This is a genomic window from Parafrankia soli (assembly GCF_001854695.1).
Classification (GTDB): Bacteria; Actinomycetota; Actinomycetes; order Frankiales; family Frankiaceae; genus Parafrankia; species Parafrankia soli.
Genome location: NZ_MAXA01000237.1, coordinates 16,964 through 38,080, shown reverse-complemented (window position 1 = coordinate 38,080; position 21,117 = coordinate 16,964). Strand labels below are relative to the sequence as shown.

21 protein-coding genes are annotated in these 21,117 nt (G+C 73.4%); 5 read left to right on the top strand and 16 right to left on the bottom strand.

What is annotated here, in order from left to right:
* The first annotated feature begins 268 nt into the window (after positions 1–268).
* The 5 genes from BBK14_RS25155 (at position 269) to BBK14_RS25135 (ending at position 3,792) form a co-directional block, all read left to right on the top strand.
* Positions 269–538, top strand: a complete 270-nt coding sequence (locus BBK14_RS25155; protein ID WP_131802411.1) for a hypothetical protein — start codon at positions 269–271, stop codon at positions 536–538.
* A gap of 94 nt (positions 539–632) precedes the next feature.
* Complete coding sequence (locus BBK14_RS25150; RefSeq protein WP_071065724.1) at positions 633–1,064, top strand: hypothetical protein; 432 nt, start codon at positions 633–635, stop codon at positions 1,062–1,064.
* A gap of 44 nt (positions 1,065–1,108) precedes the next feature.
* Entirely contained in the window at positions 1,109–1,942 is an 834-nt protein-coding gene (locus BBK14_RS25145) for a DNA-processing protein DprA (protein WP_071065723.1), read from the top strand.
* Between the two features lie 110 nt (positions 1,943–2,052).
* Positions 2,053–2,886, top strand: a complete 834-nt coding sequence (locus BBK14_RS25140; RefSeq protein WP_157904332.1) for a DNA-processing protein DprA — start codon at positions 2,053–2,055, stop codon at positions 2,884–2,886.
* 75 nt (positions 2,887–2,961) lie between these two features.
* Positions 2,962–3,792, top strand: coding sequence for a DNA-processing protein DprA (locus tag BBK14_RS25135; protein WP_071065721.1), 831 nt, complete (start codon positions 2,962–2,964; stop codon positions 3,790–3,792).
* A gap of 103 nt (positions 3,793–3,895) precedes the next feature.
* Here the strand turns inward: BBK14_RS25135 and BBK14_RS25130 are convergent, their stop codons facing one another.
* The 16 genes from BBK14_RS25130 to BBK14_RS25055 form a co-directional block, all read right to left on the bottom strand.
* The gene (locus BBK14_RS25130; RefSeq protein WP_071065720.1) at positions 3,896–4,744 is read right to left on the bottom strand and encodes a DNA-processing protein DprA; all 849 of its coding nucleotides are present in this window, start codon (positions 4,742–4,744) and stop codon (positions 3,896–3,898) included.
* Positions 4,745–4,906: 162 nt separating this feature from the next.
* Positions 4,907–5,731: a DNA-processing protein DprA gene (locus tag BBK14_RS25125; protein WP_071065719.1), complete on the bottom strand. Its 825-nt coding sequence runs from the start codon at positions 5,729–5,731 to the stop codon at positions 4,907–4,909.
* Positions 5,732–5,827: 96 nt separating this feature from the next.
* The gene (locus BBK14_RS25120) at positions 5,828–6,196 is read right to left on the bottom strand and encodes a hypothetical protein (protein ID WP_071065718.1); all 369 of its coding nucleotides are present in this window, start codon (positions 6,194–6,196) and stop codon (positions 5,828–5,830) included.
* A gap of 392 nt (positions 6,197–6,588) precedes the next feature.
* On the bottom strand, positions 6,589–6,882 hold the full coding sequence (locus tag BBK14_RS25115) for a hypothetical protein (RefSeq protein ID WP_071065717.1): 294 nt from the start codon (positions 6,880–6,882) through the stop codon (positions 6,589–6,591).
* Between the two features lie 159 nt (positions 6,883–7,041).
* Positions 7,042–7,635, bottom strand: a complete 594-nt coding sequence (locus tag BBK14_RS25110; RefSeq protein ID WP_071065716.1) for a hypothetical protein — start codon at positions 7,633–7,635, stop codon at positions 7,042–7,044.
* A 200-nt stretch (positions 7,636–7,835) separates the two neighbouring features.
* Positions 7,836–8,612 carry a hypothetical protein gene (locus BBK14_RS25105; protein WP_071065715.1) on the bottom strand — a complete coding sequence of 259 codons (777 nt, stop codon included), beginning with the start codon at positions 8,610–8,612 and terminating at the stop codon, positions 7,836–7,838.
* 197 nt (positions 8,613–8,809) lie between these two features.
* Entirely contained in the window at positions 8,810–10,495 is a 1,686-nt protein-coding gene (locus BBK14_RS25100) for a VWA containing CoxE family protein (RefSeq protein ID WP_071065714.1), read from the bottom strand.
* A gap of 88 nt (positions 10,496–10,583) precedes the next feature.
* Positions 10,584–11,753 (bottom strand): AAA family ATPase, encoded by a 1,170-nt coding sequence (locus BBK14_RS25095; protein ID WP_071065713.1) that lies wholly within the window; start codon positions 11,751–11,753, stop codon positions 10,584–10,586.
* A 120-nt stretch (positions 11,754–11,873) separates the two neighbouring features.
* Positions 11,874–12,122: a hypothetical protein gene (locus tag BBK14_RS25090; RefSeq protein WP_071065712.1), complete on the bottom strand. Its 249-nt coding sequence runs from the start codon at positions 12,120–12,122 to the stop codon at positions 11,874–11,876.
* An 80-nt stretch (positions 12,123–12,202) separates the two neighbouring features.
* Positions 12,203–12,505: a hypothetical protein gene (locus tag BBK14_RS25085; RefSeq protein ID WP_071065711.1), complete on the bottom strand. Its 303-nt coding sequence runs from the start codon at positions 12,503–12,505 to the stop codon at positions 12,203–12,205.
* Positions 12,492–12,797: a hypothetical protein gene (locus tag BBK14_RS25080; protein ID WP_071065710.1), complete on the bottom strand. Its 306-nt coding sequence runs from the start codon at positions 12,795–12,797 to the stop codon at positions 12,492–12,494. The genes BBK14_RS25085 and BBK14_RS25080 overlap by 14 nt, the downstream gene beginning before the upstream one ends.
* An 820-nt stretch (positions 12,798–13,617) precedes the next feature.
* Positions 13,618–14,544 (bottom strand): C40 family peptidase, encoded by a 927-nt coding sequence (locus BBK14_RS25075; protein WP_071065709.1) that lies wholly within the window; start codon positions 14,542–14,544, stop codon positions 13,618–13,620.
* Positions 14,541–15,488 carry a replication-relaxation family protein gene (locus BBK14_RS25070; RefSeq protein WP_241831835.1) on the bottom strand — a complete coding sequence of 316 codons (948 nt, stop codon included), beginning with the start codon at positions 15,486–15,488 and terminating at the stop codon, positions 14,541–14,543. The genes BBK14_RS25075 and BBK14_RS25070 overlap by 4 nt, the downstream gene beginning before the upstream one ends.
* Positions 15,489–15,526: 38 nt before the next feature.
* Positions 15,527–18,028: a type IV secretion system DNA-binding domain-containing protein gene (locus BBK14_RS25065; RefSeq protein WP_083391244.1), complete on the bottom strand. Its 2,502-nt coding sequence runs from the start codon at positions 18,026–18,028 to the stop codon at positions 15,527–15,529.
* A 118-nt stretch (positions 18,029–18,146) separates the two neighbouring features.
* Positions 18,147–20,123: a VirB4 family type IV secretion system protein gene (locus BBK14_RS25060; RefSeq protein WP_071065707.1), complete on the bottom strand. Its 1,977-nt coding sequence runs from the start codon at positions 20,121–20,123 to the stop codon at positions 18,147–18,149.
* Positions 20,120–21,082 carry a PrgI family protein gene (locus BBK14_RS25055; RefSeq protein WP_071065706.1) on the bottom strand — a complete coding sequence of 321 codons (963 nt, stop codon included), beginning with the start codon at positions 21,080–21,082 and terminating at the stop codon, positions 20,120–20,122. The genes BBK14_RS25060 and BBK14_RS25055 overlap by 4 nt, the downstream gene beginning before the upstream one ends.
* Between the last annotated feature and the right edge of the window lie 35 nt (positions 21,083–21,117).

Genomic DNA, 21,117 nt, shown 5'->3' with positions numbered 1-21,117 from the left:
AGCGCCCGGCGCGGATCCCGCCGCGCTGCCCGCGCCGCCTGTCGATGCGATGCCCAGCGCGGGCACCGCAACCGCACCCGGAGACGGGCTGACCCACCCCGCTCCGACCCCCGCCCCCGCCCCGGCTGGTCGGGGTGTCCCGGCAGGTGGGGTGGAGTGCGCGGCGTGGTCCTGCCCAGCGTCGCACTGCCCGGTGCGGGCCGGTGTGGCACCCCCGCCCCGGCCGGTACGACGCCGCACCCCGAAGGCTCCATCTGTGGGGCGGACGGTGAACACCGACGGGAAACCCCGCCTGCAGGCCGGCGCGCTCACCGCGATGGTCCTAGACGTGCTCGCCGCGCACGCGGACGTCGCGATGAGCGTGACCGAGATCAGCCGGGAAATCCCGGGCCGTTCGTCGGGAGCGATCAACGCGGCCGGCCTGGCGATGACACGCCGAGGCGAGGTCACCCTCCTCCCGGGCCGACCGAAGCGTTTCCAGATCACGCCCACCGGTCTCACGCTCACCTCCGCCACCGCTGCGTCGACCGGCAGTTAAGACCACCGCATTCGGCTCCGGACTCCCACCCAGGCCGTGGGCGGCTTTCCCGCGGCCTGAGAACTCCGAAAACCCTTCACCGAAAGGGAATCTGATGGCCCGTTTCTCCGACAGCCGGGTGGACACCCGGCTGAACGCGGACGGCACGTTCACGGTCACCGTGTACCCGACCGCGCCCCGCGACGCGATCCTGCGCGGTCTGCTCACCCTCCCCGCCGACACCGTCTTCACCACCACCCCCGCGTCCCGCAGCGCCCCGGCCGTGCTCCTGTTCACCCCCCGCGAGGGGAACAGCGGGCCCGCCACCGGCGGATGGGTCCCCCCGGTCCCGCCCGCCCACGACCCCGGGGGGGCAGGGCGCGATGCGGTGCAGGCCGCGTTCACGACCCTGCTCGCCGCCACGGTCCTCGACCTCCCCGGCATCGCAGACCATCCCGAGGCCTCGACGTTGCACACCGCGCTCGACCGGCTCCTGCACAGCGGCCCCGACGACCCGCCGCCGTGGCGTTCCCCCCGCACCCCCTGACCCCCTGGCCGTGCACCCACCCCGCCCCGGTGTGAAGGATCCCGATGCCTGACGACGACCCCCGGCACGCCCGCGCCGCCCTGACCGCCCTGCCCTCACACACCCCGCTCTCCGACGGCCCGGACCGCACCGATCCGGTCGAGGTCTGGGCGCGTCTCGCCCCGCACCACCCCGGTATCGATCCGGCCCGTCTCCTCGACACCGCGTCGGCCGGCGGGTGGCGGCTGCTGATCCCCGGCGATCCCGGCTGGCCGGCCGTCCTCGAGGACACCGCTGGTGCTCCGGTGGGGCTGTGGGTACGCGGCAGCGGCGACCTGCCCGCGGTGACCCGCCGTTCCGTGACGGTCGTCGGTGCCGTGGCCGGCACCGACTACGGGACGCGGATCACCCGCGACCTGGTCTGGGACCTCACCACCCCCCTCGCGGCCGAGCCCGTCACCGTGGCCGTCGGCGGGCTCGTGGGCGATATCAACGCCACCGCCCTGTGGGTCGCCGTGGCGCACCGCCGCGCCGTCGCGGTCCTGACCTCCGTCCGGACGCTCACCCGCTACACCCGGAACCTGTTCGCGGACGTGGCCGACGGCGGGATAGTCGCCTGCCTGGCCCCGCCCGGCACCTCACCGGCCCTCGGCCACCAGGTCGTCCGGGTCCGGCTGTTGGCCGCTCTCACCCGCGCCACCGTGCTGGTCGAGTCCGGCCGGTGGGGCGCGGCGTTCGCGACGGCCCGTGCCGCGCATCGGTACCGCCGCCCGGTCCTGGTCGTGCCCGGCCCGGTCACCTCTCATCTCAGTGCCGGCCCGCATGCCCTGCTACGCGACGGCTCCGCCCGGCTGATCACCAGCGCCGCCGACGTGTTCGCGGCCCTCGACCGCAGCTGACCCGTCCGAGAAAGGGCGGGGCCGCCCGCAGCCCACCTGCACCCCGGGCGGCCCCACCCTTTCCGCCGGCCTGCCCGACCACAGACCCCCCGATGTTGGAAAGGATCGCTGTGACCGACCCGCTCCGCCGTGCCTGCGCCGCGTTGACCTCCCTGCCCCCCGACCGGAACCGTGTCGAGGCGGTCCGTCGCCACGGCCCGGTCGCCGTGTGGGACCGGCTCGCCGGCTACCACCGGACCCTCGACCCCGACGGCGTCCTGGAACACGCCACCAGGATCGGCTGGCGGCTCCTCATCCCCAGCGACCCCGACTGGCCCGCCACCCTGAACACCCCCGGCGGGCCGGTCGGCCTGTGGGCCCACGGCACCGGCCATCTGAGCACGTTGCTGTCCCGGGCGGTGACCGTCACCAGCGCGGCACCGGGCAGCGACTACGGCAGCACCGTCACCGCCGACCTCGCCACCGACCTGACGACACCTGACCAGGGCGGGGCCGTCACGGTCGTCGCCTTCGCGGGTGGGAGCGGCGCGGAGACGGCCGCGCTCACCGTCGCCGCCCGCGGGCACACCGCCCTCGCCGTCGTCGACCTCCCGACCCGCATCGACGACGGCGAACACCGCCTCCTCGCCGCGGTCGCGGCCCGCGGCGCGGTCCTCAGCCCGGCCGCCCCCGGCGCCCTCCCCACCCCACAAAGGGTCCAGGCCCGCATCGACCTGCTCGCCGCCCTCGCCTCTGTCACGGTGCTGATCGAAGCCGGCGCCGACGACAACGTGCCGCTCGCCGTCGCGTTCGCCGCCCACTTCCGCCTACGCCGGCCCGTCTTCGCCGTGCCCGGTCCGGTCACCAGTCCGCTCAGTGCCGGTCCRCTCACCCTGCTGCGCGAGGGCACCGCCCGCATCGTCACCAGCGGCGACGACCTGCGCCCCGCCCTCACCCCTCGCTAACCCCCGCCGGGCCGGCCCCGCGCCCGCGTGTGCCGGGCCGGCCCCTGCCCCTCCCGACGAAAGGATTCCCGCGCGATGTCCACCGGTTCCGACGCGCAGCGGCACGCCCGCGCCGCCCTGACCGCGCTGCCCCTCGACCGTGCCCGTGACGCCGATGTCGTCGTCCGTGGCCCGGTCACGGTCTGGGACACCATCGCCGCCACGCACCCCGACCTCGACCCCGATCAGCTCCTGGCCATCCACACCTTGTCCGGGTGGCGGCTGATCTGCCCCGGCGACGACGAATGGCCCACCAGCCTCACCCTGACCGGGCCCGCCCCGCTCGCCCTGTGGGCCCACGGGGCCGGTCACCTCGCCGCGCTCACGGCCCGCGCCGTCGCCGTCACCGGGAACCGCAGCGCCACCCCCCAGGGGCTGACCGACGCCACCCGGCTCGCCCGCGACCTCGCCACCGCGTCCCCGCCGGTCACCGTCACCGCCACCGTGTCCCGGGGTATCGCCCGTGCCGCGCTGACCGCCGCCGTGCCCCACGCCCCCACGCTGGCGATCCTGACCGGCCTCCTGACCACCGACCGTGCCCCCCAGCCCGAGCTGCTCGCCGCCGTCGCCGCCACGGGCCTCGTCCTGTCCGACGCACCCCCGCTGCGGGCCTCGCCGTCGCCGGACACCCGCGACCGGTCCCGGCGCAACACCGCCCGCCACCGCCTACTCGCGACCCTCACCCACACCACCCTGGTCTGCGAATCCGCCCCCGGCGGGGCCGGTGTCGCTGTCGCACGGGCCGCCCGCACCCTCGGCCGCCCCGTCCTCGCCCTCCCCGACAGCGCCCAGGACCTGCTGCGCGGCGGCCTCGCCCACCCCGCCGCGACCGCCGCCGACATCACCGCACACCTCCCTCACCCGTAAGACCCCGCCGCGCAACCTCACCTCCACGTCGAGGGCCCGCCTCCCCAGAACCTGGGGAGGCGGGCCCTCGACGGTGGGGCGGTCGCCCCGTCGGGGAACGGGGCTACCCGGTGGGTAGCCGTGTGGTGATGTCGTCCACGGTGACGGCGGGGACGGCGAGGCCGCCGCGCAGAAGCTGGTGGCATCCCCCGTGGCGGCGGACGGCCAGACCAGGACCGGCCGGGACCGCCATCACCGCCCGGCCCCGGCCGTGGGCGGCCCGCGCGAGCGTCATCGCCTGCCCGGCGGTTTCCGCTTCGGTGACCAGCAGCGCCGGGCTCAACGCGCCGAGCAGCGTCATCCGCGTGGCGAGCCGGCGGCCCGGCTCCCCGGTGCCGGACCCGGCGGGTGCCAGCGGCGGGGTGAGGCTGAGCACGACACCTCGGCTGGCGACCACGCCGAGAAGCGAGCCGTAGCGGGCGAGGCACGTGTTCGCCGATGAGGTGAGCAGGGCAAGGGTGGGGCCGTGCGGCGCGGCGCTGGTCAACGCCTGCAGCCCGATCCCCGCCGACACGGCGGCGGTGACGGCGACCCGGGGTGTGGCCGTGACCAGCCCCCGGGTGAGACTGCGGGTGTGGTGCACGCCGTGCACGCTCGGGCTACGGGTGCCAATGACGGTGACCGACCGGGCCGCCAGGCGGGCAAGGTGGCCGTCGCCGCGCGCCCACAGGGCGATCGGCATGCCCCGCGCCGGGGGGAGGGTGGCGGGCCATTCATCGTCCCCCGGGCAGAGCAGCCGCCAGCCGGCGGCCGTATGGGCGGCGAGCAGGTCGTCGGGATCGATGTCCGACCCGGTGGACAGGGACCGCCATACGGCCTCGGGACCGCTGGTGTGGACGGCGGTGCCAAGGGTCCGGTCGGGTGGGAGCAGGGTCAGCGCGGCGCGGGCACGGCGCTCGAGAGATATCGGCATCGGCCAGGGTCCCTTCAGGTGACGGACGGGATGACCTCGCCGGCCCCCCTCGGGGGGCCGGCGGTGGCCTGGGGTTGGTCCTGCAGCGCCGGCTACGGGGCCGGCTGGCCCCCGGTCCGCGACGACGGACCGGGGGCCGGTGGGTACGGCGGACGCGCCGCGTCAGGCTGCGGGCAGGTGGCTGGTGATGGCGGTGGCCGTGGTGACGGGGATGGCGACGGCGCCGCGTAGAAGCTGGCCGCAGCCGCTGTAGCGGCGCAGATCGGCGTGGTCCTCGGGGGGTACCGCCATCACCATGCGGCCCTGACGGTGGGCGACCCGCGCGGCCTCCATCACCGAGCCGGTCTGTTCCGCCTCGACGACCAGCAACGCCGACGCCAGCGCCGCGAGTAGCGCCGTGCGCATGGCCAGGCGACGCTGCGGTGCATCGTGCGCCGATGGCCCCAGCGGTGGAGCGTCGCTCAGCAGGACACCATGGGCCATGACCATCTCGAGGAGCCCGGGGTGACGGGACAGAGAGGTCGGTGCCAGGACGGCCACGGTGGGTCCGTCGGGCGCTGCGGCGGCCAAGGCCTGCACCCCGACCCCCGACCCCGCCGTCGCCATCACGGTGACCGGTGGTGTGGCCGTGACGACGCCGTGCGCGAGCAGGCCGGTGTGGCGCGCGCCGTGCGGGCTCGGCGCGCGGGTACCGGTGACCGCGACGGACCGGGCGGTGAGACTGGTGAGGTGGCCGTTGCCGCGTGCCCAGAGGGCCACCGGGGCGAGCCCGGACCGAGTGAGGGCGGTGGGCCATTCGTCGTCCCCGGGGCACAGCAGCCGCCAGCCGGCGGCCGTATGGGCGGCGAGCAGGTCGTCGGGGTCGATGTCCAGTCGGGTGCGAAGGTCCCGCACGCCGGCCTCGGCGCCGCCGGCGTGTAGGGCGCTGTCGCGAGGAAACAGGGTCAGTACCGCGCGGGCGCAGCGCTCGGCGGGCGAAACAGGCATGCACAACGCCTTTCACGAAGATGCGCAAGCAGGGGGGATCGCCCCCGGGGGTGGTGCGCCCGGCGTTCGGGCGCACCACCCCCGGGGCGGGCACGGTCAGACGGACGCGTCGACCGGCTGCGGGTCGGTGCCGGCGGGGCGGGAGGCGCCCTCGGGTGTGGCGGGCGCCGGCTGGGGCGCGACCCACGGGAAATGCAGGCTCAGCGGCGTGCCAGCCGGGACCGTGCGCGGCTGGGACACCAGATGTTCCGCGCGCCACGACTCGACACAGCCGGGGCAGATCGTGCTCGCGTGAGGCGCCTCGTAGTCGACCGTGTCGAGCGGCCAGTCCGTGGGTGCCGCCTCCGGGCACCCGTCCGGGAAGAACGGAACCAGACCGGCGGCGTTGAGGGTCGGGTTGTCGGGATAGTCCCCGGCGTCGCGTAGCTGGACCAGGACACGGCCGGTGACATCGGAAACACGCATTGGGAAACTCCGTTTCACGGTGGGTGATGGTTTTCCGGTACCCCGGCGCACGCCGGGGACTATCGGAATACGCGCCGCGCGTATCGGACCGAACGTCGGATAGCGGCGCGCGATGGAATCGTAGCTCGATATGCCGGCACGGTAAACAAATTTCGCATCCCATTCCGGGAACACGAAAGGCGCGCATTCGAGGATTCTTTGGTCCTGCTGCGGCGGCTTTTCCCTTTGGGTGCTCGAATGTGTATCGAGAACACGCCAGGGAAGGGAGGTGCTTCAGAATTCTTCTGCGGCGGCGGTGGTGCCGGGCGGTGGGACCGCCGGTCCGCGCCAGGCGAGACGCGGAAGACAGGTACGGTGCGACCCTGGGGGACATGCCCGGTTCGGCGTGGCCGTCATCCGCCCGCGGCGATCCGGGCGTTAGCGATGGTGACGCCGGCGGCGCGCAGGGAGTCGAGGAGTTCCTCGCGTTCGCGGAGCAGGTCGCCCACCTGGCTGAACAGCGAGTCAAGCTCGGCGGAGTCCACGAAACTGTCGCCGTCGACTCCCTCACGTGACCTGCCCAGCGCGCTGGGCAGGTCGGCGAGCATCAGGTCATGGACGGTCTGGCGGACGTGGGTGTACCGGGCCACGACATCGGCCAGGTTCTCGTCGCCGTTCACCTCCGCCAACAGATCAGACGTGTGCATGGGGTGCCCTTCTTTCCGGTTCGTCGGACGCGCAAGCTGGTGGGGTGCTCGTGCCGCCGGCTTCGTGCCAGGCCTTCCCGCGGACCCGGCGGGGGTCGGCGTGGCCGGAGGCGCGGTGACGGCGACCCGCACCCCCGGCGTGACGGCCCCGGCGTCACCTCATCCGCTCCGCCGGAGCCGGAGCCGGAGCCGGTGTTTGGGTGCGGGGTGGCCGGTGTGCGGGGTGTGTGGCGGGCGGGCCGGTCGGTGTCGCCGGAACCGCGTCCAGGGCAGGGCGGGTGCCGGGCGGGTGGGGGGCGGGTACCAGGCCGGATCCGGGGTCAGGTCGCCGCAGTTCAGCCGGGCGCAGTCGGCCTGCGCCTGCTGCCAGGCCTGCCGGGGGCTGCCGTAGTAGGCCGAGCAGGCGGTGTAGGTGGCGGACGGGGTGGGCGTGGCGTAGTCACGGATCCGGTAGGCCCCCAGCCCTTCGATAGCGACCCGGAACCGAGGCGCGGGGAAGCACACGGCGACCTGCTGATAGTCGGCCGGGGTCAGTCGGTGGGGAGTCTTGTCCGCGTCGATCCGCATCAGGACCCGCCTCGGGTAGAGCAGGACCCGGCGGCCGGCGTCGTGCCCGTCAGCGGTCCGCAGGCCCGCGCGGGTCTCCACGCCGTGGTCGTGCTCCGCCGGGCGGGCGGCGGACCGGTCGATCGTCAGGACGCCGTCGTGGAGACGGATGGTCTCGACGTCGCCGGTCGGGGGTAGTGTCGTCATTCCGATCTCCCTTTGATAACGGTCGTGGGTGCGGAGCGCGAGCGCCGGCCCGGCGGTAGGAAAAGGGTGGTGAGGCCTGCATGCCTGTCGATGACGGCGCACGTGGCACCCGGAAATCCGGCGCGGTGAACCAGAGCCCGCTACACGGGTATGGGGAGATGGCCGCTCGAGGAATGCGCCGACGGCTCTTCTCTCCGGTGTTATTTCGCCGGCCGCCTCCGCCAGATCGGGAAACGGGAGGTGCGTGCGCGGGGACGGCGCTCGGCGCTGTCATGGCGCTCTGGGAGAGGAGGCGGGTTCCCGTTGCCGGCCGGGGGGAACGGGGCGGCTGGGGGTGTCAGGGGGGCGAGGATGCGGTAGGCGTCGGCGATCAGCTGTGCGGCAACCGGCGTGAACGTGGTCTCGTCGGTGATGGAGGTGCGCCCGTCGGGCCGCCAGCACTCCGCCGGCTCGGTCAGGAGCTGACTCCAGCCCGCGGGGGTGAGGATGTCCACGGTGGCCGACGAGGTGTGCTGGTGGTCTTCATGGTGATCGTAGATACGGAAGACCCGTACCCGGACCGTGTGCTGCGGCAGGCGGTAGATCCGGATGAGTTCGTAGCCACGTGCGATGTACCCGAAGGTTTCGTGGTGCAGGACGGCGACGCGCTCCACGTCCTCGTCGAAGCGCAGGAAGTACTGCGGCTCGCTGCGGTGGGGATGCCCGGCCGGGCAGGCGTGCAGCTCGGGATCCTCGTCGCGGTCGAGAGCGTCAGTGTCGAAGGGGRTGGTGACGATCCACAGGTCCGAGCCGTGCCTGGCACGGTCACGGGCCCGCTGTGCGGGGTCGGCGTGGCGGTAGAGGTCACCGGTGTTGAGGTCGACCGCCATGACGACGCCGAGGGGTTCCCTGTCCTCGAGGGGCTGCGGGGGTGGCGGTGTCTGCTCGGYGGTGAACGTCTCGTGATCGGCGCGCTGGTGTGCGGGGGGCCGGTTCATGGATGCTCCTTCAACGGTGGGTCGCGGGTGGTGGGCGGCCCGGGGCGCAGGGGGCTGCTGGCTGGCTCCGGGCCGGGTGGGGGTTGGTGTCAGCGGAGGCTGCGCAGGCGAACTGGCCGGGGCGGTGTGGGATAGGGCGGGTGCGGCTCGGTCCGGGCGCGCCCCCCCGGGGGGTGAGGGCCGCGCCCGGGGTCGGGTTAGGCCGGGCGCAGGGCGCGTAGGGCGGCGGCGGCGATGGCGTCGGCGGTGTGCGAGGGGGTGCCGAGGGTGATCCCGGGGGCGGGTGGGATCGGGACGTCCTTCTCGTAGCGGGTGATCCACAGCAGGTGGCAGCCGCTCGCGGCGAGCCGGCGCAGCCTGATCTCGCCCTGCTCTTTCTCGGAGGCGAGGAATTCCGCGTCGGAGATGACCACGAGCAGGCGGGTCGCGCCGCCGGGACGGTCGAGGCCGAGGTTGGCGGTGAGGAGGTCGACCGCTTGGGTGAAGACCTCGGTGCCGTCCTCGGCCTCGAACTCGGTCACCTTCTGCGGGGCGGCCCCGGGATGGGTGAGGGCCCGGACATGCCGCCCGAAGATCACGGTTTGGGTGTGGGTGCCGGGAACGGCGGCGGCGGCCGTCGCGGTGATCCACGCGGCGGAGGCGGCGGGCCCTGCGAACTTGCGCATGGAGCCGGAGACGTCGACCGCGATGCCCAGGCGCAGGGGCGGGTTCGGGACCTTCTTGTGGAGGGTGCGGGTGAACGGCCGGGCGGTCGGGAGGGCGCCGGCGGCGCGTTGCGCGTCGGCGGCCAACGCGCCACGCATTCGCAGCCTCCCTGGTGGTGTGGGGGAGGTGACCGTGACCGGGGCCCGCCCTGGGACGGCGGCGCGGCGCAGGGCACGGGCCAGCGTTCCCGCTGCGGCGCGTTCGGTGCGTGTGGGGGGACGGGTGCCGGCGGTGAGGGTTTCCCCGGTCATGGCGTGCCCGTGCGGGTCGGCGGTGATCGCGTCGAGTGTCGCGGCGATCGCTTCCCCGAGCGGTGTACCCACCCCGGGTCCGGCGGGCATGGTCAGCGCGCTGTCCTCCTCCTCGTCGTCGCCGACGAGGTCGGCCCACTGCTCGCCGAGGCGGAGCATCGTGGCGGTGTCGTCATCGGCGGTGTGCTGCGCGGCGTGCCAGATCCGGCGCAGCTCGGCGAGGTCACCGGCGCCGAGGATGTCCTCGCAGATCGCCTCCACCGGGGCCGCTTCGTGCGGGCCGAGGATCCCCGCGTCGGCCCTGGCAAGGAGCAGGGCGGCGGCACGGGCGGCGGAGGCACGGGTCATCGGCACCGGCGGAGCCGGTGTGCCCGTAGGCGCAACGGTGCGGCCGGCCGCAGGTGCCGGCACGGGGGCGGGTGGCTCCGCCGGCGGCTCGCCGGGGTCGGGAAGGAACGACGGGAGGATGAGCGTGGTGGCGCTGGCTCGCAGGTAGTGCCGGTCGCCTGCTCGCCGTCCGATCTGGGCGGCTTCAATACGCGCCTCTTCCAAAAGCATCGCGGCTCGTCCGGCAGCGGTATTGATGTCGGTGGGGGTGCGCCAGCGGGTGTGGGCGGCGTGCGCGCCTTCGTGGGTGAGCACCCCCCACAGGGCCGGATAGCGCTTCGCGTCCCGGACGGTGCCCTCCACGGTGGTCGGGTCCATGCCGGCGGGCAGGCTGGCCGCGTCGATTTCGATCACACCGAGGGCGGGGATGTGCACGCCCGGGGCGCCTCGCCCGGCACCCGGGGCGCAGGTGACGATCAGGTCCTTGCGCCCGGAGATGGTGGCGATGTTGCGGGTCATGGCGGCGGAGATCCGTAGCCACTCCCCCTCGGGGGTAGGGGCGGGGATGGTCGGGTCGGTGTGGATGTGCTCGGCGGGCATCGCGGGGCTCCTCTGCGGGGGCGGCAGGTGGGCAGGCTTCGCCCACCCGCCGCACCTCATGGGGTGGGAAGGGAGGGGTGGGGCTGGGTTAGATCTGCGTGCCCAGGGCGAGGGGGGTGAGCTTCGCCCCGAACGCCTTCTCGACGGTGTCCGTGACCGTCGGGCGGTCCTCTGCCGGGGCGATCCCGATCAAATTCGCTGCCGCCGCCGGAACACCCAACACATCCGCGATCTTCTGAAAGGCGATCAGTTCGCGGAGCTGGGGTGACCAGCCGATGTCCCCGGACTCGCGGCGCCGCGCGAGGTTCCTGGCGACGGTCACCGCCCGCCTGTCGATCTTGAGTCGGGTGGCCAGGTCGAAATCGGTACTCACCTCGACCTGCACGGAGAACCTGCTCGACAACGCCTCGGTCAAGATCGCGCCGTGGACGCCCGGGTTGTGTCCGGCGATCACGTAGAAGCCGGGGGCGGCAGTGATCGTCTCGCCTTTGTGCGCCTTCACGATGATCCGCTTGCGGCCGTCCATCGCCGGGTACATCACCGCCAGCACCGCCGGGCTGATCAGGGTGGCGTCGTCGACGAGGAGAACTTTCCCCTCCTGCATGGCGCAGATGAGCGGCCCGTAGACGAACTCGTACCGGCCGTCGGGGGTTTGGGTGTACTCCCCGATCAGGTCACCGACCTGGGTGTCCCCGTCCCCCGCGATCGTGATCAGATCGTCGCCGAAGGCGGCCTCGATCACGCTCGTCTTCCCCGTCCCGGGCGGGCCGTAGAGCAGGACCGGTACTTCGGCGGCGCGTAGCTTGCGCAGGACGTCCACGTCGGGAAGGTCCGCCAGCTTCCGGGGCCGGTACACCTGCCCCGACGGGCGGATGATCCCCCCATCCGGCGTCGTGGGCGGAAGGGCCGGACGGGCCTTCGGGGCCGGTGCTGGGCCTGGGGCCGGGGCCGGGCGGGGCCTTGCCACGGGAGGGGTGCCGGTGCGCCCGGTCAGGGCGTCTTTCGTGGTCGGGCTGGCGGTGTACCGCAGGGGSTTGGCACACGTCAGGGTCGCCTGGCCTGCTGCGGCGAGGCGGTCCAGCGCGTTCCCGACCGCACCGCCGCTGCGTCCCAGGGCGGTCGCCACGGCCGTCGGCGTATGGGAGGTAGAGGGGTGGTCGAGCAGGTACTGGGCGACCAGGTGGCGCAACTCGAACGGTGCAAGGCGAGGGCTGGCGGCGACGTCGGGGGCGGGCGGGGTCGGGGCAGGGCTGCTCATCCTGATCTCCAGGCAGGGTCGGGGTGCAAGGTGGCTCGGGGGGTGGGGTGCGGCGGTGCGGGGGTCCGGCCCCGGGGGCGGGTAGACGTCCCCGGGACCGGCCACAGCGGGCGTGCGTGGTCAGGCGGTGTCGGGGACGACGGCGAAGGCGAGCGTGCCGTCGGGGAACTGCGCGACGCGCACCCGACCGTCACGCACGAGCGTGATCAGGGCGGCGTCGATCTCGAGGGATCCCTTTCCGCCAGCGGGATGGTCACCGGTGACGATCAGGTGCGCGGCCTCGTCGGGGGTGAGGATCCGGGCCCCGGGCGGTGCCGGGATCCCAGCCTGCGGACTGGGGTCGGGGGTGGGGGCGGTCGGGTGGCCCATGGCGTGCGGGATTCCTTCCGGGGGGTGGGGGGTGGCGTGCGGATCCGCATGCCACCCGACCTGGGGAAAGCCAGGGGCTGCTACCGGCGGCGGAGCCTGCGCAGGATCCTTCGGACACCCCGGGGCTTCTCGATGGCCGTGACGGCGCCGCACAGGCACGGCGCCGGCTGGTAGGCGTTACCGCCGCCCAGGTCGACCACGCGGGGGTCGGGGTAGCGCACGTCCGCGTCGAAGATCGACTGCTGGTTGAGGGTGATCCTCAGGGCCGTCGGGTCCCGCAGGGTGCGGACCGACACCGACGTCGCGTCGTAACCGTCATGGTCGATCGCGACCACCACGTYTCCGACGGCGGGAAACTGGTGGTACCCCTCAGAACGCTGCATGATGATCGTCTCCTTCGCGGGGGGTGGGGTGACCGAACGCTTCGGTGATCGCGTCCAGGTGTCCTTCGTGCCGGGCGTAGTTGATCCACTTCTCGGCGGTGCGGTGCGGTCGGATGACGGCGTCCTCATTGCCGCGCACCTTCCGCAGCCGGGCGGCGACCTGTTCGACGGCCAGGCCGGCGGTGTCGAACGGGGTCGGGGCGACCACGTTGATTCCGGCGTCGGGGTCGACCAGATGCGCGTAGTAGACCCCGCTGGGGTGGGGGAACACCGCGATGGTGGGTGTGGACATGACGGGTCACCTTCCTTTCCATGGGTGGGGGTCCGGTGCGCACATCCCGGTCGCATCGTTCGCGGTGCCGGTTTCCCGTTCGGGTTTCGCGTTTCGCGTTTCCCGTTCGGGCGGTGCGTTTTCGGTGTGGGACAACATTAACCTGGCCCATTCGACAATGGGAAGGGGTTTTCCATGACTCTTTAGGGAATGTTTTCGAAAAGAGTCATGGAAATGCGCTTGCCTGAATGGCGAACGCGAGCTATCCGCGTATGCGCGGATAGGTAATGGGCGAAAAGAGTCATGAAAACGGGGATGGTGAATGCGCGACGATCGAGATAGAATGGTGACAACGGATTCGACGCGACAACGAAAGGGGGTGGTGGGGTGCGCGCACACGACCGGCGGCGGCCCGCCGCCCACCTTCCCGGGCGCCCCGCGCCCGGCCCCGCGCACGCGGGCGGGCGCGGGCCAGGCCTGGGGCCGGCGGGACGCCGGGCCCAGGGCGGATAGCCGCCCGGAGGCGGAAAACCGTGGGGTGGTCCGGTGTCCGCCCCCCGGGCGGGCGCCGGGCCGCCGCACGTGTTTTCCTGCCTCCGGGCGGCGTAGCCTGGCCAACCATCGGAGGGGCCCGCGGGCCGCTGACCTGCGGTTTTACCTGCCCGCTCCCCCTCCGTCCCTAATCGGAGGGAATAATGGAGGGAATGGTGGCGGGAATAATGGAGGGTATAAAGGAGGGTAGGGGTTCGGATTTTCCCTGCATGGCTGGAGGGGCCTCCGCTGTAAGGGTTCCTCGGGCCGTCCGTGCCACCTCCGGCCGGGCGGTGCGGGCGGCGCGGAGTTAGGGAAGGCCGGCCGACGCGGGGGCGGGTCGGGTGGCTCCGCGGTAGCTGGGGCGGACGTAGGTTTCGGTCCGGACCGGGGCCCCGCGCCGGGGCGCGTTCACCATGTTCCCACCGCCAATATAAATTCCGACGTGGGTGATGTCAATGTCGGACGTTCCGTAAAATACGAGGTCTCCGATTTCCAGTGGCGTTCCGGGTGGCAGGTGCGGGCCGGCGTTGAACTGGTCTTGGGCGACGCGGGGGATGGTGATTCCGGCGGCGGCGTAGGCGGCCCGGGTCAGCCCCGAACAATCGAAGCCTTTCTCCCCATAGTCAGGGCCGTCTCCACCCCACAGATACGGGAGGCCGATCTGCGCGGTGGCGTAGTCCACCGCGGTCAGCGCCGCGTCCGACGGGCCGCTGCTGGTGGTGAGGTCGGGGGTGGTGTAAACGTCGGCCTGGGTGAGAACCCGCGTCACATACGAGGTGTCGTGGTTATAGGCATAGAGCGCCCCGGGTATATCCGCACCGTCGCGTGCGCCGGAGGCGCACAGATAGTGGGCGGCGGAGTAGACCGCGTCGGCGGGATTGGTGATGTCGGCGTTTCCATCGGCGTCGCCGTCGACCCCATAGGCGGCGAAGGTCGTAGGCAGAAACTGCATCGGCCCGCCGCCGGCGTCCGAGGTCCAGTCCGGGTTGCGGCCGTGGTCGGTCTCTTCTTTCCCGACGGCGGCCAGCACCGTCCACGGCAGCCCCGGGCAGGTCGCCGCCGCGGTGACGTAGAGCCGCTGGTAGTCGACGGGGATCTCCCCCGTGGCGGTCGGGGAGGGTGCCGGCTGCCCGCCGCCGGCGGCCTCGCCGCCGAGGAGTCCGGCCGCGACGCCGCCGGCGAGGATCGGTATGGCGAGGAGCAGCGCGCACAGTCCGAGGACGAGCCGGGTCACGCAGGGCCGAGGGGGGACCGCGGCCCGAAGTGCGGCGCGGGTGGGCGCGGTGCCGGCGCCGGATCGGTCTCGTCGTCGTCGGTGGGGTCGGGCTCGTCGAACGGGGAACGGCTGACGATCGGGGTGCCGTAGCGGGTGGTGAGCCCGTCGAGGTCGGTGCGGGCAGTGGCGTTCAGCGGCAGCCAGACCGGCCGGGCGGGGGCGAGGTCGGGCGGTTCGGTGGAGGGCGCGGAGGGTGAGAGGGGGCTGGTGGTGAGGGGGGCGGGGGCGGCGGTGACGATGACGACCCCTGCCGGGGTCGCGGCGAGGCGGGCGCGCAGCTCCCGTTCCCGGGTCGCGGACGGTAGCCAGATCAGCACGGGGCTGGTCAGGCCGCTGGAGGCGGCGAGACGCGTGTAGCCGGGGATCTTGCGGACGACCTGGGACAGCGATTCGCTACCGGTGTCGAACTCGACGAAGAAGTCGAGCCGGCGGCGGGCGGTCTGCCAGGTGCCGTAGCCGTCGGGGCGGATCCACTGCCCCCACAGGGCAGCGGCGCGTTGCTCGGACCACCAGACGGTGAGTCCTTCGTGCTGCGGGCGGGGGCGGCTGGCGTGGACGAGGGCGGTGAACACCGCATTGACGCCGAGGTGGTGACCGAGGCGCGGCGAGTTCGCCCAGGCGTGCAGCTTGTCGCGGCGGTAGCCGAGCTCGGCCACACTCAGACCGCGCTCGGCGGCGAGGATCGCCGCACCGAGCGGACCGAGGGCGTAATGGTAGGGGCCGGTGCCCCGGCCTTGACCGTAGTAGGGGCGAAGCCGGTCAACGGTCTGCAGCCGGGTCAGGGTCGCCAGACGCAGCCGGGTCATCCGGTCACCGGTGAACGCCAACCGGGTGAGCTGGTGACGGGTCAGGACCCGGTGTTCGTGCAGCATCGCGAACATCCACCGGTCCCGGCTGGTCATCCGCCCGGACACCTCCAACAGGGTCTGCTCACCGCCACTCACTGGCCACCCCCGCCCTGACCGGACCGGGGGCCGCGCCCGGCGTCGGGTGCGCCGGTGTGCCGGCGTGCCGCGACCCGCAGCGCATCAGCGCGTCCCGGGGTGGCCGGTGGTAGGGGCCGGGTTCGCAGGGTGAACGCGGCGGTGTCGGCCTGGTCCACCACCAGGCGGGCCGCGGCCGTCCACGCGGGGAGCCGAGCGAGGTCATGCTGGGTCAGAACGGGACTGACATGCCGGGACAGATCCGCGGCATCTTTCGGACTGACGCCGAAGAACAGTTTGCTGCGCGCGTTGGTGGACAGGGCGTCGGCCAAATCGTCGGGGAGTTGACGTAGGTGCTGGTGCGCTAGAGTCATGGACAGCCGGTAGCCGCGGGCCTCAGCGAGCATGTCCTCCACCGCCCCCGGCAATGTCAAGAAATTTTGGGCTTCGTCCAAAAAACAGGTGGCGTCGGGGCGCTGGTCGGGGTGCAGGCGGGCCCGGTGTAGGACGGTCTGCCAGATCTTCGCCAACACGATCGATCCGACGATCCGGGAGGCGTCCTCCCCGATCACGCCTTTGGGGATCCGGACCAGGAGAATCCCGCCACGGTCCAGAACCTCGCGCAGGTCGACGGTGGAGGGACCCGCGGCCAGCGATTGGCGCGCGAACGTCCGCAGCAGCAGGGCGCGGAGTTTGTTCAGGATCGGGCCGATCGCCGCCGCGCGGGCACCGTCGGACAGCTGCCCGTACCACTCCCAGAAACTGGCCAGGATCGGATCGGTGATTCCCGTGGTGGCTTTGCGTCGGGTGTCCGGTTCGGTGAGGACCTTGACGACGTCGCCCAACGTCGGGGTGATCCCGGTGCGGGTGCGCCGTTCCAGCAGGGTCAGGCAGGTGGCGCGCAGCAGGTCATCGGTCCGCGGCCCCCAACTGTCCGCCCAGATCCGCCGGAAGATCCCGACCAGCTGGTCGGTGGCCAGATCGGCGTCGCCGCCGTCGAGGATGTTCAGACACGGTGGAGCGGCAGCGTCCTCGGGGTCGAGGAGCACCACCCGGCTGGCCGCGTCGGCGGGGAGACGGGCCAGGACATCATTGACGAGGTCGCCTTTCGGGTCGAAGACGGCCAGCCCGCGGCCGGCTTCCGCATCGGCGAGGATCATGTTCGCGAGCAGCGTCGACTTCCCCGACCCGGTCGCCCCGACCACGTGGACGTGGTGGCGGGCATCGGCGACGTTCAATCCGACGCGGCGGCGCCGGCCGGCCTCCGACTCTCCGAGGGGTTTCACACCTCGCCCGGACTCGGGGATACCGGCCGGGGGTGCGACGGCCGCGGCCCCGGCCCGCGACAGCCCCGGGACAGCGGTATCGAGGGGCAGGTGGGCGAGGGCGGCGAGTTCCCCGACGGCGAGCAGGTCCCCACGGCGCAGCCGCCGGCCCGCGAGCACCGGGATGGGGCGCGGCAGCTTCAAGCGGCGTAGATAGTTGTGCCCGGCGTACAACGCGAACGCGGAGGCCAGGGCGTGTGCTCGGCCGCGCAGCATCGTCGCGGCGGCCTGCTGCCCGGTCTTGGTCATCGGCGGGGCGAGATGGGCGGCGGCGTAGGTGACCGTGGCTTCCCAGCGGGGGCCGACCGCTTTGAGGCCGATCGCGCGGGACGCGGCGGAGTCTTCCGGCGGTGTCGGCCCGGCCTGGCCCACCACCTGCCCGGGAGCCGGGCGGGGCCCGGCATGAGGGGTGATCAGGTCGAGGGCGCGGCCGGGCAGGCTGGGGGCGTACTGGCCCCGCTGACGCGCCGCCGCCCGGCGCGCGAGGGTGAGCCGGCGGCCGGTCACCGGCCGGGCCAGCAGCTGCACCACCGCGGCTTCGTGGTCGTCGAGTTCGGAGGCGGCGGAGAGCAGGGAGCGGATCGGGTCTCCGGAGGGGTCGGCGCGTAGCGGGAGGACGTCGACCTGGGCCAGGCGCAGCTGCCCGCCGATCGCCAGCGCATAGTCCGGCAGCGGCGCGCTCGCCGGCCGGGTCGTGGTCCGGGCGCCGGGCCACGCGGCCTGCACCGCCCGCTCCACCATCCCCGGCGGCACCGGCCCCGGAACCCACAGCCGGATCACCGTCCCCGCCCGGGTCGCGACCAGCTCCCAGCCCAGATGCGGCTGGCCGTGGAACAGCCGGTCCCAGAACGGGCGTTGCAGGCCACCCATCTGACCCCAGAAGATCTCCGCCGCGTGGGCAGGCACCTCGGGCGGGGTGAGGATCTCCACCGTCCGCGCCCCCTCACACAGCACCGCATGCCGATGGGCCCGGACCCGGCCGCGGCCGTAAGAGGCGGCCATCAGCAGAACGACGGCGAGCAGGGCGAGCGGCCACCAGCCGGCATGGCCAGCCAGCCACGACTGCAGGCCGGAGACGATCTGGTCGGGGTCGGTGAACCACCCCGGCAGCTCCGGCGCCGGAGCCGGGGGCGGAGGGGGTGGAGGAGGGACGGGGGGAAGCCCCGGCGGAGGGGCCGAAACAGCAACGATCATGAATGCCTCCAGGCATGTGAGCAGCACAAACAGGACGTGGCAGAGGTGAGGCGGCCCGGGTGGTGCCGCCTGGGTCCCGGCGGCGGCACCACCCGGCGCGGCGGGGATGCGGGCCGGGTTAGAACGGGTCGGCGTCGTCGTCCACCGGCCGGCGGACCGGCGGCCGGCGAGCAGCGCGACCCGGCCCGGTCGCCGCGACGGCGGGGCGTTCGACCCAGGCCGGGTCGAGCGGGCCCACGTCGGGGTCGGCGGGAGTGGTAGGGGTGCTTTCAGCCGGGTCTGTGGTGATCAGGTCGTGTTCGGCCGGGGAGGCCAGGGCGTGTAGGGCCGTGCGCTGCCCGGTCCCGGTCAGCAGCAGGGCGTCGCCGGGGCCGGCGGTGAGCAGCTGGGTGGCTTCGCCGTCGGTGAGCTTGTAGACCCGACGCAGGTCGTCGATCACGGTCGGGTCCTGGCGCAGCAGGATCTGGGTGGCCGCGTTCGCGACGACCGCCCGGCCCAGCTCGGAGCTCAGGAGGTCGGCGGAGTCCTGGGTGACCACGGCCAGACCCGCCCAGTGCTTCCGGGCGGCCTTGGCGAGGCGGAAAAGGAACTTGGCGCCGGCGGGATGGGCCATCAGCAGCCACCCCTCATCGACCACGACGAGACGCCGCCGTCGTTTCGTGGGGTCGGCGACGGTCCGCCAGATCGCGTCCAGGGTGAGCAGCGTGCCGGCGGCTTTCAGCTCGTCGGGCAGGGCGCGTAGGGAGTAGACGACGAGATGCCCGGTCGGGCTGGTGGTGGTCGCATGGGCGAACAGGCCCGCGTGCGAGCCGACAACGAACGGGGCGAGACGGGCGGCGAGCGCCGGGCCGGCCGGGTCCTCCGCGCTGCGCAGGGCGGCGGCGACGTCGGCGAGTAGCGGGGCGGGCCGGGTCCAGGTGGCCTGGTCGTGGGTGATCCCCGCAGCGCGGTAGGCGCTCAGGATCGCCGCGTCCAACGCCGCCCGGCCCCCCGCGCCCAGCCCGCCGTCGTCGGTGTGGTCGGTGAGCAAGGTGGACACGAGGGTGTGGCAGAACAGGGCCCGGCGGGTGAGCAGGTCGGGGTCGTGGTGGGAGTGGGCGGGAAGGTCGAGGGGGTTGAGATGCACCCCGGGCTCCCCGAGCGCGAGGCGGGTGCCCCCGACAGCGGCGGCGAGCCGGCTGTACTCGTCCTCCGGATCCACCACGGCGACCTCAACGCCCTGGTACAGGGAACGCAGCACGTCGAGCTTCGCGAGGAAGCTCTTGCCGGCCCCGGAAGCGCCGGTGGTGACCGAGTTGTAGTTCGGCTGCGCCCACCGGTCGTGCATCACCAGGCCCGCCGAGTGCAGATTCGTCCCGTAGGCGACCGGGGCGGCGCCGGGGCGGTCCGGGTCGGGCAGGGGGAGGTCGGGGGTGGTGAACGGGATACCGGCGGCCAGCGCCTGGGTGTCCATCGCCCGGCGAATCTGGAGCAGGTCCAAGCCCAAGGGCAGGGTGCTGACCCAGCCCTGCACCGTCCGGTACCGGGCGCGGCGCACCGTGAGCAGCAGACTGTGCGCCAGCGCAGTGACCCGCGCCGCCTCCTCGGTGAGCTCGTCGCGGCCGTCGGCGTAGACCGTCAGATACAACCCGACGCGAAACAGCCGTGCCTCACCACGCGCGACCTGACGGGCCAGTTCCCCCGCGTCCTGGGCGGCGGCGTCCAGCTCGGGGTCGGCGAGCCGGCCGGCCGCGGCGTCGGCGCGGCGGCCGGACTCGAGCCGGCCGAGCTGGCGGCGCAGCCGCAGCGCCGCCACCGCCGGTGGGGTCGGGTCGATGTGCAGGGCGACATCGAGGCGGCCCGGGTAGGCCAGCAGCGGCTCCATCCACCCCGGCCCGACCTCACGCGGGTAGCCGACCACGGTGATCGTGGTCGCGCAGATCCCGCTGACCTCGATCTGCCCGGCATCCACCAGCAACGCGGGTGGGGTGAACAGCGCCGGGCCCTCGGCGGGCAGCAGCTGCCCCGGCCCCTGTCCGCGGTGGGGGCGTACGGGCCGGCGGCTGCGTGACGGTGCACCCTGCGTGGCGATGTGCAGCCGGTTGCGGCGGCTCATCGGCGGCCTCCCGTCCGTGCGTGTCCGAGGACGGGGCCGGCCGCGGTGACACGGTCGGGTGGTGGTGGGCCTGCCGGGTCGGCGGCGGAGGCGAGCAGGCTGGTCAGCTCGGGGCCAGTGAGGATCCGGCCGCGCAGGCCGGCGGCGGCGAGCAGACCGAGGGCTTCCTCGAGACGACGTGCCGCCGCCGCCGCGGCGGTGTCCCGGCCGCCACGCAGCGCCGGGATGGGTTCGTAGGCGGTGAGCAGGATCTGCCGGCTCCGCAACCGCCGGCTCGCCGCGATATCCCCAAGGAAGTGGGCGTGGTCGCGGGCCGCGGCGGCCAGCGCCGGATGAGGCGCCTGCTCGGCGAGCCTGCGCAGGCGGTCCATGTGCGGGTCAAGGCGCACCGGCACCCCACGGATGGTGATCTGGATCCGGCCGGACAGCGCGTTAAGCATCCGCCCGTACCCGGCGACTTTCCGCTCGGTGTCGGAGTCGCCGGCGAGGGCGAGGTTCACCCCCGCCACTTCGGCGACGACCCCGACCGCGCCGCGCAGGTCGATCACCCCGGCCGCATCCACCCCGCCAGCCAGCGGCCTCGCCGCCACCGGCGTGCGGCGGCGGGCGGCGGGGATGTCAGGTAGCCAGCCCGGCTGGACGGGGATCCCTTCGGGGGCGGCGAGGTGAAGCTTGGGGGCGCGGTGGTGGGCCAGCGCCGCGGCGGCGTACCGGTCCGCGGTCACCCCGCCGCGTTGGCCGAGCGCGAGCGCGACGCCGCCGCCGAGCAGCGGCACCACCAGCACCGCCACCACCGGCAACGGCAGATACGGCGAGGCGGTCCAGTAGACCGCGACCGCGAGCAGGACCGGTGGGGCCAGCAGCGTCAGCTGACGGGCGGTCAACCCGGCCAGGATCCGATCCGGCCGATCCACATCCGATGGAATCCGAACCCGGCCAAATGATGATGTTTCGGGCATAGCAAACACGACCTTTCAGGCCACAGAGCGACAAG

Coding starts and splice junctions, on each gene's coding strand:
- BBK14_RS25150 (WP_071065724.1), top strand. CDS start 633: ATGGCCCGTTTCTCCGACAGCCGGGTGGACACCCGGCTGAACGCGGAC.
- BBK14_RS25145 (WP_071065723.1), top strand. CDS start 1,109: ATGCCTGACGACGACCCCCGGCACGCCCGCGCCGCCCTGACCGCCCTG.
- BBK14_RS25135 (WP_071065721.1), top strand. CDS start 2,962: ATGTCCACCGGTTCCGACGCGCAGCGGCACGCCCGCGCCGCCCTGACC.
- BBK14_RS25130 (WP_071065720.1), bottom strand. CDS start 4,744: ATGCCGATATCTCTCGAGCGCCGTGCCCGCGCCGCGCTGACCCTGCTC.
- BBK14_RS25125 (WP_071065719.1), bottom strand. CDS start 5,731: ATGCCTGTTTCGCCCGCCGAGCGCTGCGCCCGCGCGGTACTGACCCTG.
- BBK14_RS25120 (WP_071065718.1), bottom strand. CDS start 6,196: ATGCGTGTTTCCGATGTCACCGGCCGTGTCCTGGTCCAGCTACGCGAC.
- BBK14_RS25115 (WP_071065717.1), bottom strand. CDS start 6,882: ATGCACACGTCTGATCTGTTGGCGGAGGTGAACGGCGACGAGAACCTG.
- BBK14_RS25110 (WP_071065716.1), bottom strand. CDS start 7,635: ATGACGACACTACCCCCGACCGGCGACGTCGAGACCATCCGTCTCCAC.
- BBK14_RS25100 (WP_071065714.1), bottom strand. CDS start 10,495: ATGCCCGCCGAGCACATCCACACCGACCCGACCATCCCCGCCCCTACC.
- BBK14_RS25090 (WP_071065712.1), bottom strand. CDS start 12,122: ATGGGCCACCCGACCGCCCCCACCCCCGACCCCAGTCCGCAGGCTGGG.
- BBK14_RS25080 (WP_071065710.1), bottom strand. CDS start 12,797: ATGTCCACACCCACCATCGCGGTGTTCCCCCACCCCAGCGGGGTCTAC.
- BBK14_RS25070 (WP_241831835.1), bottom strand. CDS start 15,488: ATGACCAGCCGGGACCGGTGGATGTTCGCGATGCTGCACGAACACCGG.
- BBK14_RS25065 (WP_083391244.1), bottom strand. CDS start 18,028: ATGATCGTTGCTGTTTCGGCCCCTCCGCCGGGGCTTCCCCCCGTCCCT.
- BBK14_RS25060 (WP_071065707.1), bottom strand. CDS start 20,123: ATGAGCCGCCGCAACCGGCTGCACATCGCCACGCAGGGTGCACCGTCA.
- BBK14_RS25055 (WP_071065706.1), bottom strand. CDS start 21,082: ATGCCCGAAACATCATCATTTGGCCGGGTTCGGATTCCATCGGATGTG.